Source organism: Psychrobacter immobilis (genome assembly GCF_904846225.1).
Taxonomy (GTDB): Bacteria; Pseudomonadota; Gammaproteobacteria; order Pseudomonadales; family Moraxellaceae; genus Psychrobacter; species Psychrobacter immobilis_F.
In genome coordinates this window covers 209,177-235,017 of sequence record NZ_CAJGZJ010000002.1, presented here as the reverse complement: position 1 = coordinate 235,017, position 25,841 = coordinate 209,177, and the positions used below count along the sequence as shown (strand labels likewise).

The 25,841-nt window shown below is 41.5% G+C and carries 21 protein-coding genes, 3 tRNA genes and 1 pseudogene; 24 read left to right on the top strand and 1 reads right to left on the bottom strand.

What is annotated here, in order from left to right:
• Window positions 1-37 precede the first annotated feature (37 nt).
• The 24 genes and pseudogenes from JMX48_RS02615 (at window position 38) to JMX48_RS02505 (ending at window position 25,212) form a co-directional block, all read left to right on the top strand.
• Window positions 38-1,570, top strand: a complete 1,533-nt coding sequence (locus JMX48_RS02615; protein WP_201533938.1) for an McrB family protein — start codon at window positions 38-40, stop codon at window positions 1,568-1,570.
• Between the two features lie 38 nt (window positions 1,571-1,608).
• The gene (locus JMX48_RS02610; RefSeq protein WP_227687860.1) at window positions 1,609-3,162 is read left to right on the top strand and encodes an McrC family protein; all 1,554 of its coding nucleotides are present in this window, start codon (window positions 1,609-1,611) and stop codon (window positions 3,160-3,162) included.
• A 235-nt stretch (window positions 3,163-3,397) separates the two neighbouring features.
• Window positions 3,398-3,474: transfer RNA gene (locus JMX48_RS02605), tRNA-Pro, on the top strand.
• Between the two features lie 101 nt (window positions 3,475-3,575).
• A tRNA-Arg gene (locus JMX48_RS02600) sits at window positions 3,576-3,652 on the top strand.
• 40 nt (window positions 3,653-3,692) lie between these two features.
• A tRNA-His gene (locus JMX48_RS02595) sits at window positions 3,693-3,768 on the top strand.
• A gap of 438 nt (window positions 3,769-4,206) precedes the next feature.
• The gene (locus JMX48_RS02590) at window positions 4,207-5,142 is read left to right on the top strand and encodes an AraC family transcriptional regulator (protein WP_201533935.1); all 936 of its coding nucleotides are present in this window, start codon (window positions 4,207-4,209) and stop codon (window positions 5,140-5,142) included.
• A 284-nt stretch (window positions 5,143-5,426) separates the two neighbouring features.
• On the top strand, window positions 5,427-6,533 hold the full coding sequence (locus JMX48_RS02585) for a hypothetical protein (protein WP_201533933.1): 1,107 nt from the start codon (window positions 5,427-5,429) through the stop codon (window positions 6,531-6,533).
• A gap of 62 nt (window positions 6,534-6,595) precedes the next feature.
• On the top strand, window positions 6,596-7,798 hold the full coding sequence (gene gspF / locus JMX48_RS02580; protein WP_201533931.1) for a type II secretion system inner membrane protein GspF: 1,203 nt from the start codon (window positions 6,596-6,598) through the stop codon (window positions 7,796-7,798).
• 584 nt (window positions 7,799-8,382) lie between these two features.
• Window positions 8,383-8,820 carry a type II secretion system major pseudopilin GspG gene (gspG, locus tag JMX48_RS02575; RefSeq protein WP_227687869.1) on the top strand — a complete coding sequence of 146 codons (438 nt, stop codon included), beginning with the start codon at window positions 8,383-8,385 and terminating at the stop codon, window positions 8,818-8,820.
• 309 nt (window positions 8,821-9,129) lie between these two features.
• Window positions 9,130-9,699, top strand: coding sequence for a protein-disulfide reductase DsbD domain-containing protein (locus JMX48_RS02570; RefSeq protein WP_201533927.1), 570 nt, complete (start codon window positions 9,130-9,132; stop codon window positions 9,697-9,699).
• 122 nt (window positions 9,700-9,821) lie between these two features.
• Complete coding sequence (gene dsbD, locus JMX48_RS02565) at window positions 9,822-11,987, top strand: protein-disulfide reductase DsbD (protein WP_201533925.1); 2,166 nt, start codon at window positions 9,822-9,824, stop codon at window positions 11,985-11,987.
• Between the two features lie 381 nt (window positions 11,988-12,368).
• Complete coding sequence (locus JMX48_RS02560) at window positions 12,369-13,817, top strand: phospholipase A (protein ID WP_201533923.1); 1,449 nt, start codon at window positions 12,369-12,371, stop codon at window positions 13,815-13,817.
• A gap of 24 nt (window positions 13,818-13,841) precedes the next feature.
• Window positions 13,842-14,684 carry a ComF family protein gene (locus JMX48_RS02555; protein ID WP_227687859.1) on the top strand — a complete coding sequence of 281 codons (843 nt, stop codon included), beginning with the start codon at window positions 13,842-13,844 and terminating at the stop codon, window positions 14,682-14,684.
• 371 nt (window positions 14,685-15,055) lie between these two features.
• On the top strand, window positions 15,056-15,544 hold the full coding sequence (locus tag JMX48_RS02550; RefSeq protein WP_227687858.1) for a Tfp pilus assembly protein FimT/FimU: 489 nt from the start codon (window positions 15,056-15,058) through the stop codon (window positions 15,542-15,544).
• Window positions 15,541-16,104 (top strand): type IV pilus modification protein PilV, encoded by a 564-nt coding sequence (pilV, locus tag JMX48_RS02545; RefSeq protein ID WP_201533921.1) that lies wholly within the window; start codon window positions 15,541-15,543, stop codon window positions 16,102-16,104. The genes JMX48_RS02550 and pilV overlap by 4 nt, the downstream gene beginning before the upstream one ends.
• Window positions 16,104-16,202, top strand: a pseudogene (locus JMX48_RS14220) (PilW family protein); the annotation flags it as partial. The gene pilV and the pseudogene JMX48_RS14220, both read left to right, overlap by 1 nt.
• 42 nt (window positions 16,203-16,244) lie before the next feature.
• Complete coding sequence (locus JMX48_RS02540; RefSeq protein ID WP_227687871.1) at window positions 16,245-17,243, top strand: PilW family protein; 999 nt, start codon at window positions 16,245-16,247, stop codon at window positions 17,241-17,243.
• 41 nt (window positions 17,244-17,284) lie between these two features.
• The gene (locus JMX48_RS02535) at window positions 17,285-18,208 is read left to right on the top strand and encodes a PilX N-terminal domain-containing pilus assembly protein (protein ID WP_201533915.1); all 924 of its coding nucleotides are present in this window, start codon (window positions 17,285-17,287) and stop codon (window positions 18,206-18,208) included.
• A gap of 59 nt (window positions 18,209-18,267) precedes the next feature.
• The gene (locus tag JMX48_RS02530; protein ID WP_201533912.1) at window positions 18,268-22,266 is read left to right on the top strand and encodes a PilC/PilY family type IV pilus protein; all 3,999 of its coding nucleotides are present in this window, start codon (window positions 18,268-18,270) and stop codon (window positions 22,264-22,266) included.
• A complete protein-coding gene (locus JMX48_RS14205) occupies window positions 22,259-22,885 on the top strand; it encodes a type IV pilin protein (RefSeq protein ID WP_320158141.1) in 627 nt (208 codons plus the stop codon). Before JMX48_RS02530 ends, JMX48_RS14205 begins: the two co-directional genes overlap by 8 nt.
• Window positions 22,886-22,887: 2 nt before the next feature.
• Entirely contained in the window at window positions 22,888-23,331 is a 444-nt protein-coding gene (locus tag JMX48_RS02520; protein ID WP_201533909.1) for a type IV pilin protein, read from the top strand.
• Between the two features lie 308 nt (window positions 23,332-23,639).
• Window positions 23,640-24,065 (top strand): pilin, encoded by a 426-nt coding sequence (locus JMX48_RS02515; protein ID WP_201533906.1) that lies wholly within the window; start codon window positions 23,640-23,642, stop codon window positions 24,063-24,065.
• Between the two features lie 297 nt (window positions 24,066-24,362).
• Window positions 24,363-24,674: an IS630 transposase-related protein gene (locus JMX48_RS02510; RefSeq protein ID WP_320157838.1), complete on the top strand. Its 312-nt coding sequence runs from the start codon at window positions 24,363-24,365 to the stop codon at window positions 24,672-24,674.
• Window positions 24,649-25,212: a transposase gene (locus JMX48_RS02505; RefSeq protein ID WP_201533904.1), complete on the top strand. Its 564-nt coding sequence runs from the start codon at window positions 24,649-24,651 to the stop codon at window positions 25,210-25,212. Before JMX48_RS02510 ends, JMX48_RS02505 begins: the two co-directional genes overlap by 26 nt.
• Window positions 25,213-25,287: 75 nt before the next feature.
• Here JMX48_RS02505 and fdxA read toward each other — a convergent pair whose 3' ends face one another.
• Window positions 25,288-25,611 carry a ferredoxin FdxA gene (gene fdxA / locus JMX48_RS02500; RefSeq protein ID WP_011279554.1) on the bottom strand — a complete coding sequence of 108 codons (324 nt, stop codon included), beginning with the start codon at window positions 25,609-25,611 and terminating at the stop codon, window positions 25,288-25,290.
• Window positions 25,612-25,841: the final 230 nt, after the last annotated feature.

Here is a 25,841-nt window from a genome sequence, read left to right as displayed (position 1 = left end):
TATTTTTTTACGCAAGAGTTTAATGCTGGATAATGTTATGCCTGATATATTTCATCACAAGCCGATCAATACAATTTATACGGGTGTGGCTGGTACGGGTAAAACCTACCGTCTGCTACAAATCGCTAAAGAATATACTGATTATCTGCCAAAAGCCAACGATGCAGATTTGCTTGGACAGTTGTTGCAAGTATTGAGCTGGCGTGAAGTTGTGTGTTTGATATTTTTAGATTATCACATCAAAAATAAAGACTTGTTAAAAGTACCTGAAATAGTCACTCATGAGTTTTTTATCACAAAAGCGGCACAAAATGAGCGGGAGAATAATCTAAACAATACGGCGTGGTCTGTCTTGCAAATACATAGCCCTACCAATTCGAAAACAGTTTCCTATAAAAACCGTGCCAGCCAAGCCTATTTTGATAAAGACCACAGCGGCGCATGGTATTTATTACCCGAAAGCATGACGCTCTTAAATGAGCTGTCGCAGCAGTTAGCAGAGTTTCAGCAGGCGCAGCAAGAGAATAACGCCAGCCAAGATCAACGTTTTAGCCAGCAGCGTTTTAGTATGGTCAGCTTTCATCAAGCGTATGGCTACGAAGAGTTTGTTGAAGGGATTCGTCCTGTGATGGCGCCCTCTATTCCTGCCAGTCATGGACAGAGCAATCATGCACAGACGAATAATAGTCAGACAAACAATAACCCTATAAATAACAGCCCGTCTCAGATGAGCTATGCGATCCAAGATGGTGCGTTTTTAAAACTATGTCAGCGCGCCGCCAATGATCCCGAACAGCGTTATGCGATGCTGATTGACGAGATTAATCGCGCCAACGTCTCACGAGTATTTGGTGAATTACTGAGTTTGATTGAGTCAGACAAACGTGCTGGTATGGCAAACGCTATGACGGTGAATTTGGCCTATTCTGGACGGCTTTTTAGCGTCCCTGCCAATGTCGACATCTATGCCACCATGAACAGCCAAGACCACTCTTTAGCGCCGCTGGACATGGCATTACGTCGGCGTTTTCGCTTTGTGGATTGTCCGCCGCAGCCGGAGTTATTGCCTATTATTAGCCTTGGGCATGATTCAGAAGTAAGCGATGCCGCAGAAATGGCGATAGAAACGATAGATTTGGCCAAATTGTTATCAGGATTAAATCATCGTATTATTCAAACGTTGGGAGCGGACGTGCAATTGGGTCATGCGTTTTTGTGGTCAGCCAATACGCTTGAGCAATTACAATCCATACTGATTGAACAAATCATTCCACAATTAGCGCAAGCGGCTGGCGGACAAGAAGTTGCCGTCTTGCAGTATATTTTTAAAGATGAGCAGCAGCCGATGAATGCTCAATTTATTCAAGATAGCCAAACGCTGATGAGTGATGATTCAAACAATCAGATGAACAGTCAAAATAATACAGTAGGCCAAAATCAAATGTTCTCAGGGCACGGATCATTTCTCGGTCAGTCGATGAACGCAGGGACTTATAATATTAATACTGACCTTATCGCCAACACTGGCGAGTTCAACCAACCCGCTGTCTATCAGCGCCTATATCCTTAAGGTTGCTAAATGGCGGTGATAAATGATGGTAATACGTATTGATAAATAGCAATGAGAACAATCAGCGCAATACAAACAATCGTGCGAATAGCGCTTCTGTTAACGCGCTTGATACGAACGTTATCACGGTATTCGAGCACCAACGTTTGACGGCTCATGATTTTGTGCACGTTGCTGATTTTTACTGGTTAATAGCGCAAGAGTTTTCGGTCTTTACGCTTAAGCGCAAGCAGGGACAATGGCAGCTAAAAGTCGGGCATTATATCGGGGTCATCCTATTGCCTAGCAGTATGACGCTTGAGATATTACCGAAGCTGCTAGCAAAAAACGAAAGCGCTCGCTCTCAGCGTCAACCGCCACGCTATATATCCACTCAAAATAAACAGATAGAACAAACCCGTCAATGGGTACAAAATATGCTGTCAGACTTGATTAATAGCAATGAGCGTACTCATAAAACACTGCCCAATACCAAAAATTTAGGTCAAGTGAGTCATCAATTAGCACCACTACCGACCGCCGCATTGCCGTTATCCGATTGGCTTATCGAGCAGTTTTTGCAGCGGCTGATTCACTATCAACCGACCAAACACTACCAGCCGCAAATTCATAACCAAGCATCGTTACAAGGGCGCTTGCTCATCAAAGAGCAGCTTCGATATAATAGTATGCAGCCACACAAATTTGTCTGTGAGAGCAGTGTGTTGAATCAAGATATGCTCGCCAATCGCTTGATTAAAAGTGCATTGGTTTTATTGATTCCACTTGCTTCTAAATCCCTTTCCCTTATATCTTTGCAGGCATGGCAGTTAGTGCCGACGCTGACGCATCACGAACGGCAGCAGCTGGCATCAATATATCATCAAGCAAAGCGCCAGCTAGCGATTCAGCCACTTCGAGCGCAGCAGTTACAAGTCGCTCAGCAATTAGTAGACTTGGCTTATTGGTTGTTACAGCAGTCAAATGTGGCAACCGGTAACGGCATCGATCCACAAAAAATATTTAAAAAAAACCTAGCCCAATTGCGCCTATGTCTATTGATTGATATGAATCAAGCTTTTGAACAATGGGCAAGCCTGCGTATCGCCTCGATATTTACCCAAGTGAGTCGCCATTATCGACCACTGTATCAAACGCAGCGTGTTTGGCTCAGTGATACAGAGGGGCGAGCTTGTTTGTCCATACGCCCTGATTTGCTCATGTATAAAGTGGACGCTGACAGCGATACTCACCATGGTCAAGAGAATGCACACGATCAAGCCGCCGCGAAAAAATCGTCAAAAGTGAAACGCTCAGGCAGTTATAGTCATGTCATCGATATGAAATGGAAACATTTGTCTCAAGCCGCTGCGATTATTGCGAGCGATGCCTATCAGTTGGTCAGTTATGCGCAGGCTTACCAAGCGAGGCAGGCCTGGTTGGTCTATCCCGTACAAGACAATGAGAGGCCGCCAGTCGTACTCAAACAACACGCTTATAATAGTGAAAGCCATAATAATGAAACGAGCCATGCGCAGTTATGGCTCATACCGTTTAATGTCATGACGGGTACGATTGACACAGGCTTGCTTCCTGACTTAAATGTAGTATAATCACGCCACTGTGCTTATATATCATGGTTGTTAAGACTTTTTGTCACCGTTATTTTCATAAGAGATATGGATTTTTAAAATAAGTTAGCAATTATTTTAAATTAATCAAAAATAGGTGTTGACACAATCGGCTTTTCCCCTTAATATGTGCACCTCGATAGCGAGGAACATTAACAAGTTAGCGGCATTGCCAATGACGAATTAATCAACAAACTATCGTGATAATAGAGAATTTCGGAGTGTGGCGCAGTTTGGTAGCGCATCTGGTTTGGGACCAGAGGGTCGTAGGTTCGAATCCTATCACTCCGACCATCTATTTTAAGAGCCTTACAGGCTTTTTTTTATGTATAATGATTTAGTTTACGATATGTTTTTATTTTAAACTGATTCTAATATATAAAAGTCCTCTAAGAGCGCCTGTAGCTCAGCTGGATAGAGCATCTCCCTTCTAAGGAGGTGGCCGCAGGTTCGAATCCTGCCAGGCGCACCATTTAGCCTGAATATTTTGCCAGTCCTTGGCAGTAGTTATGGCGGTTGTAGCTCAGTTGGTAGAGCCCCGGGTTGTGATCTCGGTTGTCGTGGGTTCGAGTCCCATCAGTCGCCCCATTTTTATTCTGTATTACCTCTCAATATTTATATATCCTATCTTTTTATAAACATCTTATACCAACAACAGCACCTGCCAATTTTGGCATTTTTTTGTGCCTGTCTGATTTTTCTATTCTAAAGTATCTATATGCATAAGCGTGAACTTATTGGGCATTTATTTGACGTCAGGTTTGCTGGTCTTTCTTATACTTTGTTTTTATCATAGATTCTTTTATAAAAACCCCTTGCGCGATACTTGCTTTGTTATACTTCAATGATGCTTATATAAGTTATCGAATATAATCTTTTAAGTTATGTATGACAATCAAGACTTTATGATAATTAAATTAATTAAAAAATGTACTGGATTCTTCAGTGAGTCTAGGGCTGTAGTCAGTATGTGTTTGCTTTTTTTAATAGGCTACTACTGACTTTGTGTTATTGAGGAAGTGATTGATGGACGCACTGAGCGTATTGTTACAAAATGTACATTTGTTTGAAACCAAGTATTATCGTTTGAATGGTACTGGGAATTGGTCGTATTCAATCACGAGACAAGACACCATTTTATTTTATTTAGTGATGTCTGGCAGCTTTTGTATCGATGTCGGTAATGGACTGCGGCAGGCACATGAAGGCGACATGATTATGATTCCCAACGCCCATAAGCATGTCAGCTATGCGCTGGATCATAATGGTGATGATGCTAGACCGCTTGATGAGTTACTGACTCACTGCAAAGCACATACGCTTGATATTAATGGTAACGGTGACGCCAATTCATCTTTGGTATTGATTGAATGTAAATATGACAAAGAGATGATTCGTCCTTTATTGTCTGTGCTGCCACCCATACTGCCTGAAATCAATGCTGAGTCTGATGGCAGGTTTGAGGTCATTGATGTTGAGATTAAGTTGCTAACTTTAGAAGCTGAGCGTGAGCGCATGGGAAAGACAGCAGTCATCAATCATTGGGCAAGTATTATGATGATTGAATGCTTGCGCGTTTATATCGAAAGTTTGCCTGAGGCTACAGAAAATTGGCTAAAGGCAATGAAAGATCCGTTTTTGACCAAAGCATTAGCCGCGATGCACGAAGACCCAAGCCAAAATTGGAGTATTCATAAGCTCGCTGAGACAGCGGGAATGTCGCGCTCAAGTTTTGCACAGCGTTTCAAAGATACGGTGGGGATGCCGCCATTGACCTACCTAATTGACTATCGCTTGCGTTTAGCAGCACGATATTTACGCTTACAACAGAACAGTATCAGCCGTATTAGTGAACTGGTTGGCTATGCCTCAGACTCAACCTTTAGTCAGGCGTTCAAGCGGGTTTATGGCGTATCACCAAAAGCATATCGCCAACACTATCAAAAAGAAAAGCTCGCGTAAGATCAGGGCACTCATTTTTATGGAAAGCGTTTAGGTTACCATCGTACCCTTAGCGCTTTTTTGTCTTTTAACACGCTATTATGTGACGTTGATAAAGATTTTCCATCAGATTTCGACTGGCGGTATTTTGACCATGTACGGCTGACAATGTGCTTGTGTTCAGGTACTATGGAATAATGAGTCCTCTAGGCGCAAACACTTATTTTTAACGTATTGTTTTTCACTGTATGGTAGCCATATAGTATGGTCTAGAAGATGTTTATTTTTTCTGCTGATGGTATGTTATGACTGAACCGACCGCAAAGCCAAGCGCACAGCCCAATAGCCAACAAGGCTCTGCTGCGTCTATGAAAAAACAAAGCAAGATTGATGAGAGTAGCGCTAAAAGCAACGCTAGAGACAGCGCTTGTCTGGTGGTAAGTGGACAAAAAAATAAGGTCGATGAGACACTAGATAAAGCGTCGTTGCTGGCACTATTTACGCTACCGCATTCTGAAGATACAGCCGTCGACGAAATGGCAGCCGCAGGAATCGCAGTGAAAGCAGGTGCTGACACATCGTCTGCTGAAGCAACTGATAGCAGTATCGCGACCGCCGTAAGCGAGACCAGTATTGCCGAGCAGCGTGTGGCGCTTTATCATAATCAGCACGAACGTACTCGGCTGTTGTACGTGGCCTCTGCCACCACACGTCCCACTTATTTGGTACAGACGCTCAAAAAGCAGTTTGCAGAGTATCAGCAATATTTACTGGCGCAGCAGCTCGATAAGCGCGGCCTTATGGATACGGATGGGCTAGAACGTCTTTGGCAGCAGTTGCACGTAGTCGATGACATCATCGCAGATATCGTGCGTCATATGCCGGCGCAGCAGCCCGCAGGATGGCAGCTAACCACTCAGGATGGCCAAAACCCCTTGTGTTTTGCCACCGTTGGCAAGCTAAAAAATGGCAAGCCGATACGCGATCAAGGCAGTCTCAACAGTTATGTGCTTGGTCACTTTGGTGTGAGTAGCTTTACCTATGATCGTGGCTATTATATCGGTCATGTGATTGGCTATTTATTCAGCTGCTACTTTTGTGCGCACCTGTCTATCAGTTATGGCGTCACGGCGCTTGGTCAGCAGTTCGTGACGGATTATGATTATGCCAGTCTCGAGACCCCTTATATGGTGAGGTTATTGCAAGGTTTGGATGGCTATTGTAAAAAACGCATTTATCAACTCGCCGTCATCTGCGCGCGATTGAGTGTTTTTGCCAGTGATAAGCGCATCGAGCGAATGCTGATTGCAGAGGTAAATGATTTTGATAAAAAGCTACAACAACAGCACTTGGATGTTTTATTATTACAAGGTTTGATGCCTGATAGCAATGACTCTACGCCGCTGTTTTAAGCATGGTTTTGGGCACTGATTTATAACCACCAACCTTCGATTACCTTAGGATATCTGCTGCTATGCCTGCTTATCATTTCAAAGCACTCGACGATCGCGGTGGTGTCCAAAAAGGCTTGCTCGAAGGCGATTCTGCCCGGCAGGTACGCCAGCAATTGCGCGATAAGCAGTGGACACCAGTTGAAGTCAACGCTGTCAATGATCGTCAAAATAAAAATAAAAACCGCTATAAAAAACCGTCGGCTTATGAATTGGCACTGCTCACGCGCCAGTTATCTGTATTACTCGCCGCAGGTATTCCGCTTGAAGAAACCCTAGCAGCTGTCGCCAAACAATCCCCAAAAACTCATATTAAGTCTTTAATGCTTGCCGTGCGCTCGCATGTGTTAGAGGGTTTAAGCCTTGCGCGTGCTTTGCAACAAGCCGCGAGCTTTCCACCACTTTATATCGCCACGATTGCAGCAGGAGAGAAGTCAGGTCATTTAGACTTAATCCTCAATCAGTTGGCAGACTACACCGAAAATCGCTTTGCCTTGCAAAAAAAGGTTCAAGGCGCGATGGTATATCCTATTGTACTGATGGTGATGGCCATCAGTGTCATTATGGGCTTGATGAGCTTTGTAGTCCCCAAAATTGTCAAAGTCTTTGAGCAGTCTGAGCAAGCGCTACCGCTGATTACCCAAATCGTTCTTGCCTTATCCAACATCATTACCGAGTGGTGGTGGCTGATGCTATTGGTGTTAGCAGGGACGGCGTTTTTATTCTATCGCTTTGCTCAAACAAATGCAGGTAAATTGACCATAGACAGTGTGGTACTTAAATTACCCATATTGGCACGATTATCCAAAGGACTGAATGCGGCGCGTTTTGCCAGCACGCTTGCAATCTTGGTGCGCTCAGGTGTACCACTGATTGAGGCACTGCATATTGGTGCAGCGGTCGCCACTAATTTGCATATTAAGCAAACAATCATTACCGCCGCCGATAGAGTGACAGAAGGCTCAAGCTTATCCAGTCAACTCGAAAAATCGTCTTATTTTCCACCCATGATGGTACAGATGATTAAAAGTGGTGAGAACTCAGGCGAGCTTGAAAACATGCTCAGCCGTGCCGCCAACATGCAAGAAGCGGAAGCCACCAACTTTATCAGTACTTTACTGTCACTACTTGAGCCTCTGATGCTAGTTTTGATGGGTGTTGTGGTGATGATTATTGTGATGGCCGTGATGCTACCAATTGTCAATATGAATGATTTGGCAGGCTAGGGTATGATGGTTCTGATCTTTATAGCACACTGATTTAAATCTTTAATACTATAGGCCGTTCTAAATAAAATAAGTACAAATATTATCCCAGTAACACTGTCGTTGTTTTACAGTGGATCACCTATATCCGCCTCTTATCTACATTCTTATTACCTATATATTGCTAAATATAACGTTAGCTTTCTTAAGATTTACTTACTGTAGTATATTTTTGACTGGATCACTTTTCTGCTACTGTAAAACGCTTTATCAAGCTATAGTAACTATTAACAGAATCTGACCTTATTAATAATGACTTTCTTAGCATTGAATACTGTTTGTTGTTGATACTGATGACAATTTATTGGCATCGCTGGATAAAAATAAAATCATGGTTTATAGTGATCACAGTTGCAATCTTCATTGTTATGATGCAAATGAACGCAACCGGGACGCTACTTTTATTATTTATATCACTCATGCCAAAGGCAATGAAAAAAGCGATGATTATGATTGACACAACTCAAGTAAATACAATACCAAACGCCGCCATTGATCATGTCAAACTCCAGACTACGAATGTTAGCAATGACAATGCCGTTTCTATGCAAAGTAGCCGCATAAGCCAATCTAATCAGTCAGGATTTACCTTGATTGAGATCATGGTAGTCATTGTGATTTTGGCTATCCTTGCAGGTTTAGTCGTACCAAAAGTCGTGGGACAAAGCGATAAAGCTCGTGTTAAAACCACTGAGACTGCACTCGCTACCGTGTCAAATGCACTTGATATGTACAAAGTGGATAATTCGCGTTATCCAACCAGCGCACAAGGTCTTGAAGCGCTTACTACGCCGCCTGCTGAAGCCAAAAACTATCCTGACGGTGGCTATATTAAAGGTGGTTATCCGACAGATGGTTGGGAAAACGAGATGCAATATGTTGCGCCAGGTAGTGAAGGCAAACCTTATGATTTATTTTCATTGGGTGCAGATGGACAGCAGGGCGGCGAAGGTCAAGATGCAGATATTTATGCAAAGTTATAAGCGTTAGATTTATAAATGATTAAAAAGTTGGTCGCAAGATATTCTCTGATATATCGCTCATTTGCTGGTAAAACCACTTCTAATAATCGCTACATATCAACCAATAATGCGTTATTGGTTGATATTTTTTATCAATAGATAAAATGAGCGCCATTCCCTATACGTTTTCACATTTTAAGACAGCCCTATTATATAAGATAGAGTCACTATAAGTTTTTATAGGTTAACGCCAATACTATTGCAACTATCGTCAGAATAGTTGGGCGTTAACGATCAGTCATCGCAAGCAGACATTAAAGGTAATCAATCATGTCAATCAAAATGCCAGTATCAAAATCAGTTGCCATAAACAAACGCACCTCTAAAAAGTCTTGTGCGCTGGCTTTTGCCATTATGAGCACCTCGTTGATGACGGGATTATCCCTATTCTCTATGAGTACTCAGGCAGCAGGTTTAAATGATCTGTTCGATAATAATAGCGCTGGGCAATCAAAATTTTTGCCAGTCGATCAAGCCTTTCAAGTCAGCACCACTACTAAAGCGACTGCTAAAGGGACGCGTTTATCGATCACTTTTAACATCACGCCAGGTCATTACGTCTATAAAGATAAGCTGACCTTAAATTTCCCTAAAGATTTGAGCGCAGCCCCCTTTACGTTTAGTCAGTCGCCCGTCTCTATCGATGATCCAACCTTTGGTAAAGTACCCGTATTTACACAAAAAACGATGGTAGCAACCACCACGCTTACGACCAATAATGGTAAAGGTGCCAAGAATGCCCCGATTATCATTGGTTGGCAAGGCTGTGCCAAAGCAGGTTTGTGCTATCCACCAGAGAAGATCAAAACCACGGTTAATGTCGCTGTGACACGCAAATAGATAGTGAGTAAAGCGACTCAAATCTCAGTAACAAGCAATTAGCAATAAACGATTAGCCACAAGCAGTTAATAATAAACAATTAGTCATAAACAAAATGCTAGTATTCAATAGGTAGCCCTTCATGTCCATTAAGACAAGAGAAAAAAAATCATCGTTAACGGCAAATCGTTCTGCCAAAAAGTCTTATCTATTGGCATTTGCATTAAGCAGTAGCTCGTTGTTTGCCGGTTTGATACCGACTGCATTGTTTGCTACTGGTTTGACCGCTGTGTCTATGACGACGCAAGCGGCAGCATTGGGCGATCTATTTAGTGACAATCAAAGTGCCGATCAGTCAAAATTTTTGCCAGTGGCACAAGCTTTTCAGGTCAGTAGCAGCAGTAAATCTACTCCGTCTGGCACGCGCTTGGCTATTAATTTTGATATCACGCCTGGGCATTATGTCTATAAAAACCAAATCAAGCTGACATTACCTGCTGGCGTAACGGCGGCACCTTTTACCTTTAGTCAGTCGCCAGTCTCCATCAATGATCCAACTTTTGGACAAGTGCCGGTATTTGACCAAGTAAATATGGTCGCGACAACCATCTTGACCAATAGCAGCGGCAAAAAATTAGACAATGCCGCCGTGGTGATTGGTTGGCAAGGTTGTGCCAAAGCAGGGCTTTGCTATCCGCCAGAGAAGATTAAAACCACGGTGAATATTGCTGCTACTGCCCAGTCGTCTTCGGGAAATAACACCAGCGGTGTTGCAGAAAATTCTACTGGTACGGCAGCAACAACCAATGCCACTGATGCTAATGGTCTGACGCCTGAATCAGCGCAATCGGGTGCTGATGATGACGTTATTGATTATGCTTTAATAGAAGATGGCGCTTTAGAAGGTGAGCTGGCGGCTACCAATACGATCTCTGGAGCAGACGGACAAATAACCGGTGCTACTGCGCCGACAAGTGACAACGCAGCTGGCAGTAATGTAGCGGCTAGTAATATAGCGGCTAGTAATGCCATTGATAGTGATCCATTTGGTTTGGCTTCTCATCCTTGGCTGGCATTAGTATTGTTATTTTTAGCAGGACTAGGCTTGGCTTTGACTCCCTGCGTATTACCGATGTTGCCTATCGTTGCCAATATCGTTGCCCGTGAAAAAAACCCAACCGTCAAGCGCGGTGTTATCTTAACCACCAGTTATGCCATTGGTGTGGCAACGGCTTATGGTATTTTGGGTACGATCATCGCCATCTTTGGTGAGTCATTAGGGATTATTGGTTGGTTGCAAAACCCCATTATTCTGATCAGCTTCGCCATTATTTTTGTGTTACTAGCCCTATATATGTTGGGTGTGTTCAGTATCCGCTTACCGAGAGTCATCAGTAATAAGATGCAGGGTCTCAGCCAAGCAGGTGATAGTAAACTTGGTAGTACGAGCGGTAGTTTGATTGCTGGTTTCTTGTCAGCCTTAGTCGTATCGCCTTGTGTCTCTGCGCCATTATTTGGGGCGCTCTTGGCAGTATCTACGATTGGTAATCCGTTACTCGGGTTTGCAGCCTTGTTTATGCTTGGTTTTGGCCTATCAGCTCCGCTTATTTTGATTGGTGCCACTCAAGGTAAAATCATGCCGAAAGCGGGCGAGTGGATGAATTGGGTCAAGATAGGTTTTGCTCTATTGCTATTCGCCGTTGCGTTATTATTGATCGAACGGGTCTTTATCTCACCTGTGATGCTGATAGTATGGGCGCTATGGTTTATGGTTGTTGCCACATGGGCATGGAGCTGGTTGGGTAAAGCTCGTATGCTTACTCAAGCGTTAGGTTTGATTGCGGGTATTTGGGCGGTTTGTTTGGTGTTGGGCGCGGCATTGGGTAATGATGATAGCTTACATCCCTTAGCGTCATTGAGTGCTGCACCAATGATGCAATCGGTTGCAGGTCAGCCAATGACCAATAATAATGCGTCAGATAAAAACATCACCACGCTTGCCGAGCTAGATGCTATCGTCGCTGAAAACCCTAAAGTGATTGTCGATTTGACCGCTGACTGGTGTGTTGAATGCCGTATTATGGACAAAAATTTATTCCATAATCGTCCGGCACAGATGCAAGATTGGCAATTGGTACGACTGGATATCACAGAAACTACTGACGATTCCAAAGCAATCTTAGCGCGCTATAAATTATTCGGTCCGCCAGCGTTGTTATATTATCAAGACGGTCAATTGGTCAATCAACAAGTGGGCGAAATCGAACGCTCAGATTTTGAGCAAACGTTAACGATGTTTAATAATTAATACTTAACAACATTATTAAGTCTTTTCTTAGGACTTAACAATACAAAAAAAGCCAACGTGCTATTAACACAGTGCGCTGGCTTTTTTTATTTTTTAGACGCTATCCGTTACCTCATAACTAACTCACAACTGGCTCATAACTAAGCATCTGCTTTAATGCACATTCTGTCTATTTACATTTGTATTCTGTAGCGATAACGCTAGTATAATATCCATATTTTCACTACAATAAAGCAACAATGCTGAAGGAGCATTACATATTGTAATGTCTGCCTTTTATGTTCGAATGTCATTGATTCTATTTTAACGATGGTATTCACAGTCATATTCATTATCTCATCTACTCTGCTGGCGATCAGGTCAGTTAGATAAAGGACACTTATGTTTTCCCATAATACTCTGCAGCGTCAGTCTATGGATCTTATCAAAACGCGTAAAAATAGCTTACCTCAAATGACGAAGCATCATTTGACTACAGCGGTTGGGATAGCGCTGGCTTGCTTTAGCGTGCAAGTGCAAGCCGCTAATAATGCTCAGACTTACAATGAGTTGCCAGTACCAGAGGCGGCGTTTGAATATGAAGATTATGACTCGTCAGCAATTGGCAATGAGCAGACGATGACTGCTAATACCAGTGCTCAAGATCGTAAAGTGGTCAGTAAAGAATTTATTGCCAAGCAAGCGAAGTTGTTTTCTGAATGTACCCAAGTTCAGACCAGTGCGGCGCGTTTGGCCTGTTTTGATAAAGTTGCTGAGCAAGGTAAAACGCCAAGCTACACCACGACCAAACAAACCGTCGATTTGGCAAAAACATTTAAAACGACGATTTCGGGTAATCCTCAAGTGGTTTTTGTGGACGAAAACACGACTATCGCTAGTACTAATAATACAGCGACAGGACTCGTCGCCAATGATTCAGATGATACAGAAAGCCTAGACACGGTCGGGCTGACGCAGAGAGAGACAAAAGTATTAGAAAACGCTGGCGTTAGTCAGGCTGATATTGAAAAGTATACGCCGCTCAGCTTGTCCTATGATCTTGACAAAAACAGCGAGCGTGGTACTTGGACGGTTCGACCATATCGCCCAACTTATATATTACCGTTATTTTATACCTTTGATCCCAATTTGAACCCTAGTACACCCACTCAGCCTGTCGAGCCTTATACCTCTAACGATGTGCGTAACACGGAATTAAAGTTCCAATTATCTTTGAAAACCAAAGTTGCTGAAGATTTATTCGATAGCAATGCTGATTTGTGGTTTGGTTATACGCAAGAGTCGCATTGGCAGGTCTACAATGAAGACAATTCACGACCGTTTCGTGCTACCGATTATCAGCCTGAGGTTTTCTTGACACAGCCCGTATCGGCAAACTTACCGTTTGGTGGGCGCTTGCGGATGTTGGGTGCAGGGGCAATTCATCACTCTAACGGTCAAGATGATCCATTGTCACGTTCATGGAATCGTGCTTATCTAATGGCAGGCGCAGAGTGGGGCAAGCTGTCCGTGATACCGCGTATATGGGCTCGCGTAAACAATGAGAGCTCTGCTGAAGATGATAATCCAGATATCGAAGATTATATGGGTTATGGCGATGTTAAGTTCTTATATGACTTAGCTAACCAGCAGAGCATCAGCGGTACGTTGCGCTACAACCCAAGTACCAATAAAGGTGCTGCGCAAATTGACTATGTATATCCATTAACCGAAAACGTCAATGGCTTCGTTCAACTGTTCCAAGGTTATGGCGAATCTATCGTAGATTATAATCACGAAAATACCTCTATTGGCTTTGGTATCGTACTAAATGACTGGAAAGGTTTTTAGCAGCATCAACGCATAAAATCCGTTATGCCCCTTTCGGCGCCTTATCAAACTGGACTATGGCTGGCAGAGTATGTCGATATACGCTGTCAGCTTTGCCGTGTTTATCGCAGTACCGCGCAAACCCAGCTTTCATTATCCCAATCCGTACTGGATTTAGCTGATGCAGCAAGTATTCAATCTGCCCCTAAATGGTCATCCAGTCATCAATCATTGGTTGCTAAAATTCGCCAAAAAATGTATCAACGATTAAGTCGCGGGCTGCTCTGTGCGCACTGTCACGATAGTATCGCTTGGCTGCCAAGACCCTTTGACGTGGACATTGCCGCTGGCTCTGTTCTGCCTATTCAGGCAGCTACCTATTATGATTACCCACTGCGTCAGGCCATTCGAGCGTTTAAGTATCATGAAGATATGACCAAGCTGCCATTGTTGCTACATATCTTACGTCAACTGCCACGCCCGCATGGCTGCCATTACAACAACAGTGTGATTGTCGCCATGCCAACCACCAATCAACGACTGGTAAAACGTGGATTCGATCCTGTCAGTATTTTATCAGCACAATTGTCAAAGCATTGGAACATACCATTGTGGCAAGGTGTCGAGCGTATCGATAACACTATTAGCCAGCGAGGGTTGTCACGTGCCGAGCGTTTAAGTAACTTGGACAATGCCTTTGCTTTAATTGAAAAGCCCGCTGTTAAGCGCTTGCTTTTATTCGATGATGTCGCCACCACTGGTGCCAGTCTGCAAGCGTTGGCGCGGGCTTTATATGGTCAAACGACGCCTTTAGCCATTAACGAATTTCATGCCTCTAACCCATATCACATTTCTGCCTATACCTTAGCGCATGGTAGCCAATCATGAGAATCAACGTCGATTCTGCATAAATACTATTATATTGCTAATACGTTATCTTGACGCTATATTATAAAAATGACATATATAAATTTGTTATTAATAGACAAAGTATTTTTCTTTTTTATTCACGAAAAGTACATAAAAATGATCAGCATAAGATAGTTTGTACTATTGATTCAGCGCTTATTATTCTACGCAAAGTAATTACCACATATCATGGAATAGAAATTGCATCATACTTAATAAGTGTATTACATAGTATCTGTCAAAAGAGAAAGCAACCTAGCGAAAATGATATAAAAATGGGCTAACCACTACTATATTTAAATCAGGGCTGGTAGTAGGCAGACAATAGCAGTTATAAATAGGAATCTGATGTGAACGCATCTGTAAATAATTTCCCACAAAAGCGACAAATGACCACCTCAGGATTTACCCTGATTGAGCTGATGGTGACGATTGCTGTGCTTGCTATTATTGTCAGTATTGCTGCACCTAATATCAGTACTCAATTGGCCAATCAGCGTGTGAAGTCGACGGCTGCCACATTTGCTAATGCACTGAAAGAAGCCAAAATAGAAAGTTTCCTTCGCCGACAAGTATTGTCAGTAAGCTACAATAACAATGGTACTGCTGCAGGCATTATCAATATTATAGATCAAAATGCAAAAGTAATCGCAACTTATAAGTATGATGCAAAAAGTACGATAAAGTCTACAGTTAGCGTTATAAAGTTTAAGCCCAGTAAAACTGCCGACGAGATGACCTATACTATTTGTGATAGTAATATTCTAGGTGCTGCTAGGCAAGTTATAGTTAGCACAGTGGCTAACGTTAGCAGTAAACTAGGAGGGACGTGCCCATGATCCAGTATCACTATCAGCGCGGTGTTGGTCTGGTGGAAGTACTAGTCGCCGTCTTATTACTAGCAGTTGCCGTATTAGGTTTTAGTGCATTGCAGATAAATGCTTTGAAGGCTACTGATGAAAGTTTGGATCGCAGCCGTGCCATGAGTATTTCAAAACAGCTCTCAGAAAATATGCGCTTAAATAGCTTGGCTACTGAACAGTTTACTAAAGAGCTGAATAAGTTAAGCGTGGGTACAAATAATATTACTGAATACTGTAATAAAGTAGAGCAGGCAGGCAGTAATTTTAATAAAGATAGCTGTAAAACGACTTCCTGTACAACATCAAATATAGCCGCATTAAATTCATGGAAAGTAGCTAGTTTGGCATGTAAGCAAGATATCATGCTAAACATGATCGCATGTCCAGAGATGTCTAACATTAACGCGAGACAATGCATTATTACTTCTTGGGGTAATACTTTACCTATCCTCAGTAGCGATAATAAAAATGCTTGTGGTAACCAGATAGGGACATATAAGCTAGGGTCTAGCTGCTTAATAATGGAGGCTTACTAGTGAAATTATTATATCGTCACGGTTACAACAAATCTCAGTACGGATTTACTCTAATAGAGTTAATGGTATCAATGGTATTAGGACTACTGGTCTCTGCTGCAGTGATACAAGTCTATATTATTAATACGAGGACAGCAGGTATGCAAAATAGTGCCTCTGAACTGGTTGAAGGTGCTACTTTTAATGTGCCAGTTATTGAAAGAAAAGTCCGTCTCGCAAGCTTGGGCTTAGCCAATAAAGTTAAAGACGATCAGCCAGGTGCTGGCATCATACTGACAAGTGCCAATAATGCGTCAAAAGATAAAGCTGGTAATAAGCAACTAGATAATATGAGAAATCCAGAAAATATTGATGCTTCATTAGGCTTACCTAAGAGTATTACACTAGGTGACAAACCCTTAGAAATAGCACTGCTTACTCATACTGGTGAGCAGGCCACTGGTGGAACGGGAAATGATTGGACAGGCGCTAGTAATTTTGATTTAAAAAGTGGGCAGCTAACCATTCAGTATCGCGCGCCACAAAATATGTATGACTGCGAAGGAAAATTGGTTTTAGGGCCGCGCCGAGTTAAGGTGGGAGGCGTTCTAACGATTATTGATGGACAGATAATTATAGAGCGATTTTATCTGAAAGCACCCAATTCCACGAAGCCGACAGACCTTTCATTATATTGCGATGCTGGTAAATATATTACTGAAGTAATGGATGACTATACTGAACAAAGCGCACCAGAAAAAAAGCTACCTTCCTCTGTTGAGTTCACAACTAATAATAAAATCAAAGATTTTGGTGATGCTGGCACAGAAATTATAACCAACATAGATTATTTCGACATATTACTAACGACTATGAAGGATAAAGCATTATCAACGACTGTGAACGGCGATAACACAATACAATATTATACCGTTAATGATTATCTGGGTTTAAACAAAGAAATAAAACCTGTCATTGTAGGTATCAAGTATGGTTTTATTTTGCGTTCAGATAATGCCATTTTAACAAATGATAGTCCATCTACTTTCAATGTATTAGGTAAACAGTTAACTTTGAAAGAAGGCTTGAGTAAAAGTTATATAAGAACAGTGGTAGAGTCTGATATTACGTTAAGAAACGCAGGTTATCAAAATAAATAGTTCAAATCTGATTTATTTTGACTCAGCTAGGTATTAATATTATGAATAAATGCCCAAAATATCAAATTAGTCAGTCTCAGAGAGGGGCTACATTGATTGTAGTCTTGCTATTTTTACTACTAATTATTTTGGTAGGAGTCATTGCAGTACGAAGTAGTATGACGTCGTTACGTTTAGCCACTAGTGATCAGGTTGATACCTTACTCTTAAACGCTTCCGACAATACTAATAAAAACATTGAAAATATTATCAATGAGAAACAATATAGTGATGAGAGCGCTAAGCTACTTGGGCCACTCGGATTTTTTGGTCATTTTATGAATATCGGAGCAACCTCAAACCGTGGTGATCAAATAGTGTTTTGTTATCGTCCGCGGAAAAATTATTTTTTTAAAATGTCTGAAGCGACTATTTTGACTTCTTCTAATAAAAGCAGATTAATCGGAGGGGCTAATGCTTTAGGAGGTTTCTGTCAGGTGAGTAGAAACGAAGATTTTGTGAATGCTCGACAAAATGTTATGACTCAGGTATCAGTAACGCGACCAAATACTTTATCTGTGCCGGTAACCCCTTTTGGACACATTCCTTTAGGTAAAACGGTAACAACAGAAGATACGACCAGTACTTCTCCAAGTTTCCGAATAAGTTCAACATCCTTCTTACCAGCAATGTCTAGTGCTTCAGAAGCCGATATCACTGAGTGTCTTAAAAAACCTAGTGAAAATGCCAATTCTTTTATCTCAGGAGTAGCAGGAGATAATCCTAATGAAAGTAATTATTACGGAGAAACACGTAACGATTGTCTGATGAAAATTGGTGTACCAGCTAGAGTTGTTGTAGGAGATGTGCAACTAGAGAATATGAATGAAACGGAGCGATGTATCCAGTATGGCAAAGGTAGTGGCCAAATAAGTGTAAGGTGTCAAGAGCTGCTAAATGTATCAGCGAATGGTGCCTCAAAATAGTTATATAGATAGACCTATAGTCCTATCAAATCCATATGCAAAGTATAGCGAGAGATTCTATGAAAAATATTCGATTTAACCCGCCATTATTACGGCAGTTTCGTCCAACCGCTATTACTATTGCCGTATGTGCTTTGATGGCATCATCGGTAATGTTGCATGCAGGAACCAGTGACGATGGATTTGGCAACCTAAGCTATAGCAAGCGTGGTGATTTGACCATCTATCAACCTATTGTTAAGTCGAATAAACCGACTTTAACCTTAATGCTGGATAAGTCGGGAAGTATGGGCGGTAGCGTTAGCTTTCAGGAAGATGAGTTATATGGATATAATACTATATACGAAGCTTATTCTAGAGAATGTAGGAGAAACAGTTGCTACTATCAAAACGATTATACATATACCTATTACTACTATAACAACTACAATGATATCCCTTCTAATTTAACATACAATCGTAATTATAAACGGTACACAGCACCCGAGTTAATGGGAGACAAGAAACAAGTTTGTATTATGAGTGATAGTTCTAATGACGTATATTCAGATGAATATAATCCTATAGTAGAATATCCAAACGGTGTCCGGTTAGAATATTGTTTAAAAGGTACTGAAAAAGTATACGATCGGATGTCTAAGCTGAAGATGGCTATTCTAGAGTTGCTTTCTTATGAGAATGTAAACAAAGACATCATCATGGGTGTTGGGGCGTTTGGCTATACCAATAATCGTGGACAAATACAAGTAGCCGCTAAACCGTTAGACGCTACCCAAAAGGAGAAGATTTATACGTTTTTAAGAGGCTTAGAACCCTCTGGAGGTACACCGATGGCACCAGCTTTCACTGATGCGGGTGCTTATATGCTAGGTACTTCAACTTACACAGGCGATACTACCTATAGTGGCATGAGAGCAACAACCGATGCCACCATCGTAAATAATGCCAGTGGAAATAAGAAGAAATATATTGCGCCAGAGACTCAAGAATGTGGGGCTCGAGGTGTCTATTTATTAACGGATGGGTTTCCAAACGGAGTCTCGGATCAAAACACTTTGAGAAGTATGATGGGCGGAGCATTAAATACGTCGAGTTTATCCTGCCCCAGTTCTGGTGGACTATTACAAGGTAGTGACTCAACAAGCCAATGGCAGTGTATGGGGGAGTTTGCAAAACAACTAAGAACAAATAAACAAGTGCAAACGGCGATGGTAGGGTTCGGATCTTCATTTGATACTGTCGATAATCCTGCCAATTACACCTCAGTAGAGCGTACGATTGATAGGTTTAAAGATAGCGAGGGTAAAGCATATAAATATAATAAAAAATATTACGACTGTTCAAAAATTCCTGCTGTCTCTAATAGTTACGATGCACGTAACACATGTAACTTAGGCATGGAATCCGGCAAGTACGATAATGTTGGTGGTTATGGTCAAGGCGGGTTTTATTTTGCCAAGGATACGAAGGATATCGTCGGTAGTGTACTGTCTGTGATACAAGACTTGAAGATGGATTTACCCAGTATTCCTGCAGGTACTATTACCATCCCTCAAGACCCTTTGAGCAGCTTGAGCATTCAACCCTATGCTTATTTACCAATGCTAGAGCCCAAAGTTGGTAGTGATCTGGCAATATGGGCGGGTAATCTAAAAAAATACAGTGTCAACCAAGGCACGTTATACGGTCAAAATAACAAAAGATTATATATTGATAATGATAAAGACGGCTTCCCAGATGATTTAAATCCAGATGCCCAAGATATTTGGAGTACAAAAAATGAAACGGCACTAAATGCTACTGGTGCTACCATCAATATCAACGATAGAATTACCGCAGGTGGGTTCTATGCTCAGCTAAAAATGCCCAAAAAAAATGATAACAGCACACGCAATGTTTATGTCGAAAGCAAGATTGGCAGTGAAAACGCATTAGTAAAAGTAGGTGTGTTAAATGGTAAGCTTGTTGGGTTTGGGAAGGACGAGCTCGACAGCTCGTATACCACGTTAACCAAATTGTATTTATTGAGTTTCTTAGGATACGATGCTACTCCCACTCAAGCTGAGGTAGATCGCATTGGTACCAATGAGGCGAACATCAAAACAGCATTAGAAAATATTATTGCAACGCCACCAGGTGATATAAAAGTCTTAGGCGGCGTCATACATTCAAAACCTGCTCTTTTGACTTATGGAGCAAATATCAATGCGACAGATAAAGACACTAATCCAAAAGATGGCATTATAGATGCCGATGCTGGCATGGTATCTAATGATACTTCTAGTCGTAAAGACTATGTTATGTTTGGTTCAATGGAGGGTGCGCTACATATTGCCTCAGCGACAACGGGTCAAGAAAGCTTAGCTTTTATACCAAAAACCATTCTACAAAAACAAATCGCCGCCTTACAGCTAGGTAGTACGGTATCGAATGCGCCAGTGTTTGGCGTAGACGCACCGTGGGCGACAAAGGGTAGTTATCAGTACGACTTTAGTAAGACTAACGCCAAATCATCTGGAGAAATTACCACCGATCAGTTGTATGTTTATGGCGGATTGCGTCAAGGCGGTAAAGGTCTTTATGGTCTCGATGTCAGTAAATTAGACAATCCAAAAATGCTATTTAGTCTCGATAGTGCAACCGATGATTACCAAGCATTAGGAATGGCTTGGAGTGAGCCAGTTACGGGCAAAATTCAAGTTGGCCAAGGTAAGACAAGTATTAAAGATGTGATTATCTTCGGCGGTGGCTACGATGAATGTTATGAAGATCCGACATTCCGCCTTGATGCCACGAACAATGTATTCAGTGAATGTAATAACAAGCCAATGGCAGACGGTAATGCGGTCTATATCGCTGACGCTAAGACAGGTAGTGTATTATGGTCGATTTCTGGGCGTGCAAAGGGTGCCTCTAATAAACATATCCAAGTGCCAGCAATGAAGCATAGCGTAGTCGGTAAAATAACGACGTTAGATCGTGATGATGATGGCATGATTGATCATCTTTATTTTGGGGACTTAGGCGGTCAAGTTTTCCGAGTAGATTTACGTAACGGGCAAGATGTTAGCGGTAGTGTCGGGGTAAATAATTTCACGCGCCGCGTGGTACGAGTATTAAATACCAGTGGCGACAATGATAGTGGTATTACCGCTAAATCATTATTACAGCGTGGGTTACAACCTCGTTTTTACGCTCAACCTTCAGTTAGTTTTCATCAAGATTCAGGCGTACTCTTTGCGGTAGTTAATATTGCATCGGGAGATAGAAGTAATCCCTTGTCACGGCTTCGTAATGATATTCCCAAAGAGTCAGATCGATTATTTGGTATTATAGATCGTGATATCGCTAAACAAGGGTTATATGGAAAGGATGAAGTAGTAACATTAACTAGTAAGGAGTTGACTTTAAGTAGTCTGACTGAGCTACCTTATAAAACCTCTATGGGTACCAAAAGTAATATAGAAGCAGCAATGAGACCCAATGCCGCTACCAAACAAGGTTGGGTATATCCGCTGAACTTGTTTGATGGCTTTAGTAATATTAAAAATGTTAAATCTATGGGGGACGGTCTTGCCATTGGTGGTGTATATTCTATGACTGCTTATAGCCCAGAGATGCAGTACGATGAGGTAAGTGGCTGTGTGGCTCAAATTGTAGGAGGGTCTGAGCGCCAAATGTACTGTCTGCCTTATGGTATTTGTGATGACCAAACATCATTAAATGGCGCTGGCGGGTTTATACGTGCCGGTAAAGGTATTCAAGAACTGGCATTTGGGGCGGTAGATTCACAACATCCAACGACACGTATTATGTTGGGTACCCAAACGCTTAGTGAGCTTGTGAAAATGGATGACCGTATCAACTATGACAAAGGTACGACAGGAACTGGTGCGAGGCTTGATACCAATTGTATCGGTGGGAACTGTGCCGGATCAAGTCTTGAGAAAACGCCCGCAGGTGGTAGTGGTTCAGGTGGTGGAGAGGTGACCAGTCTAAGTTACCGGTTATTTCCGACACGGTGGTACGAGCAAACTGCGGATCCACTAAATGAATAGGCAGTGCTCTACATCAGGTCTTTTATTAAGCAATGGAGCAAAAGGCTACTATAAGCACGTAATCATTCATCCTAATAAAGCTCAGCAAGGTTTTACGCTTATCGAATTGATGATTGTTGTTATGATAATAGGGATACTTGCTGCAATTGCTATCCCAAGCTATCGTCGTTATATAATCGTCAACGCCGAACGTGAAACACAAGCTAAGATGTTACAGCTTCAGATAGAGTTAGAACGTTGGCGCTCAACTGCCTTGACTTATAAAGGTTTTATGCCGCAGAAAATTGAGCAAGATGGTAGCGTGACTTACAGCTATGCAGACACAAAGAACACTGTGATTAATGTTCCTATAGATAGCGGTGATAACTATAATTATCGTATTACCTTAGTCGACGGGGACACCAAAGTCTCAGAAAAAAGTTTAGTATCAAGCACAGCTGTCGACAATATCACGGGCAGAACGTGGAAAATGTTTGCCGTGCCTAATCCTGATCGTTATATCAAAGAAGGTCGTAAACTTATGCTAACCAGTTCCGGTATCAAATGTATGACGACTGCTACCACTACCACTATTAATATTCGATCGGCAGACTGTGGTAGTGATACTAAGGAATGGTAATCATGAACTCTAAAAATTCAAATACGGACAATGAGAGTGGCTTTACCCTTATTGAAATGATGATCGTCGTCGCTATCATCGGTATGTTAGCAGCCATCTCATATCCTAGTTATCAGCGATATGTGATCAAGACCAAGCGCACCGATATGATGAGTGAAATGCAAAACATTGCTAACCAAATCCAAAGTCGCAAGTTGGCGCAAGGTTCCTATAGTAATGCAATTGTTACTGGATTGGGTAGTGATTATCCCAAGCAAGGTAATGCACTCTATACAATTAGCTTTACTCCCGATCCACTTACCTCAGAGTGGAGTGTTATCTCCACACCAAAACAAACTGCACAAATGAAAAACGATGGTATATTGACGCTAAACTACCAAGGTGTTAAATGTCGAGGTAATGATACAAATAAAAAATGTGGTAGTGGAAATGAATGGAATGAATGACAAAAGTGGTTTGAATAGCCGTAACTGACAAAAAACGTCATATATTATTACTAGCTACTGTTAATTTGTATGTCTATTGACAATTTTTAGTAATCAAGCAGTAATATAAGTGACATTTTGTAATTATGGTTAGATAAATTAAGCCTTTTAAACGAAAAAATCAGAATTCCTTGGACTTTTATAAGAAAAATAATCAGTAGACATAAATTGGCATGACAACTGCAACAGTTATAGTAAGAGAAACATTATATTTATAACTGGCAGTTAGACAATAATTCTACTGCCATATTATCCAAAAGGACATGTCTATGAACGCTCAAAAAGGTTTTACCTTAATCGAACTAATGATCGTTGTTGCTATTATCGGTATTCTAGCGGCGATCGCTTTACCTGCTTATAGTAATTATCAAGCTAAATCTAAATTGACTGCAGGCTTAGCAGAAATTTCTGCTGGCAAGACAGCTGCCGAAACGCTACTTAATGATGGAGAAGCAATTGCAAATGCAGCAGCTTTAGGCTTGAATCCAAGTACTTCTAACTGCGCAATTTCTACAACGGGATTTGTTGCTACTGCTCCAGGTGTAGGTACTATCAAATGTACCATCGCCAATGCTCCTTCTCAAGTATCTAAGGCTGTACTTACTTGGTCACGTACAGCTACTGGTGAATGGACATGTGCAACAACTTTAGCAAATGATAAATCCTTAGCACCTAAATCTTGTCCACAAGCTTAATAAGAAACCAATTTAATTTAGTCTATTTTTATTTTCAATATAATATGCATTATACAAAAAGCCAAACACTATGCTTGGCTTTTTTATTTATTAGAATCGATTTTATTAAATACGTATAGTAGTTTTATATCTAGTCATTTTCTAAAACCATTACTCAGAAGAGAGAAGGAGTGAGTATTTTGAAGGCAGGTATTATTGTAAGCTAAAAAATAGATTAGATTTATATAAAAAACCACCTATAGTCACCTGACTTCAAAAATGTTATAGAATGAGTCAACTAAACGATTATTACTATAAATGACCATGACTTACTCCCTAGATTATCGCAAACAAGTCCTGAAAAGCTTAGATGAGGGTATGACCTTTGCTGAAGCTGCTGTTTTCTATGATATCAGTCCTACGACTATCCAGAAGTGGAAAAAGCGTATTCATAGCAAAACCACCCGATATATTAAGCCCTACAAAATAGAGGATGAAGCCTTAGCTCAAGATGTCAAAGACCACCCTGACGATTATCACTATGAGCGGGCACAGCGTTTCAGATGTAGCCCAACAGGTATTAGTAAAGCCTTAAAACGTATCGGTGTTAGCAAAAAAAAAGACACTTGAGCATCCGAAAGCCTGTCCTGTGAGAAGAGCGACTTATCTGACCAAGCTTAACCACTACATTGCTCAAGGCTTTGCTATTGTCTATATGGACGAGAGTGGCTTTGAGAGTGAAACGATGCGTCCTTGTGGTTATGCACCCATTGGTAGCCCCTGCATTGGCAGTTACAACTGGCAAGCCAAAGATCGAACCAACGTGATTGGTGCACTATATGGCAAAACGCTGTTTGCACTCAATTGCTTAAAGACCAACATTAATAAAAAGGTTTTCTATCGCTGGTGCAAGTTCACGCTGATACCAAAGCTTAAGAGAAAATGTGTAATCATTATGGATAATGCTGCCTTTCATAAGCGAGTTCAAAAACTGCTTAACAGACATGGCCACAGACTTTTATTCTTACCACCTTACAGCCCTGATCTAAATCCCATCGAGAAGAAGTGGGCTCAAGTGAAGTTTTTACGCCAAGGTTGGATGGAAAATGACTTATCTAAATTGTTTTATGATATTCATCCAAAACATAACTCTTTTGTAGTGCAGTGACTATAACCGCATATCGCCATTAGGTGGTTTTTTATTGTCTCAATATAAATATATCAAGTCGATTTAATGAATCTGCTACTTCTCTAAATACTGAATCTTACCTTCCACGCCATCCCATTTCGCGGCTTCTGGCATTTGCTCTTTCATCTCGGTGATGTTTGGCCATTTTTGTGCCAGCTCTTCATTGAGCTGAGTGAACATCTCTTGCCCTTTTGGCACTTCATCTTCTGAAAAGATAGCATTGGCCGGACATTCAGGCTCGCATAGCGCGCAGTCGATACACTCATCAGGATCGATGACGAGGAAGTTCGGGCCTTCATAAAAGCAGTCCACAGGACAGACTTCTACACAGTCGGTGTATTTGCAAAGAATGCAGTTATCTGTAACGACAAAGGTCATATTGATGTCTACCTGTTATTGATTTGGCTTATAAGGGCTAATTATAGTGGGTTCACTTTAAAACCGATATAGTGTGCTGAGATGAATTTTTCGAAGCCTCTGGAGTGACGAAGTCGCACAGCAAGCGAAGAAAATTTATACCAGCGACACATGGCTATTAACGTATCGATGCTATTTTTTATTTTTACTGAATATAGATTTGTAATGACTATAGAATAGATTAAAAATAA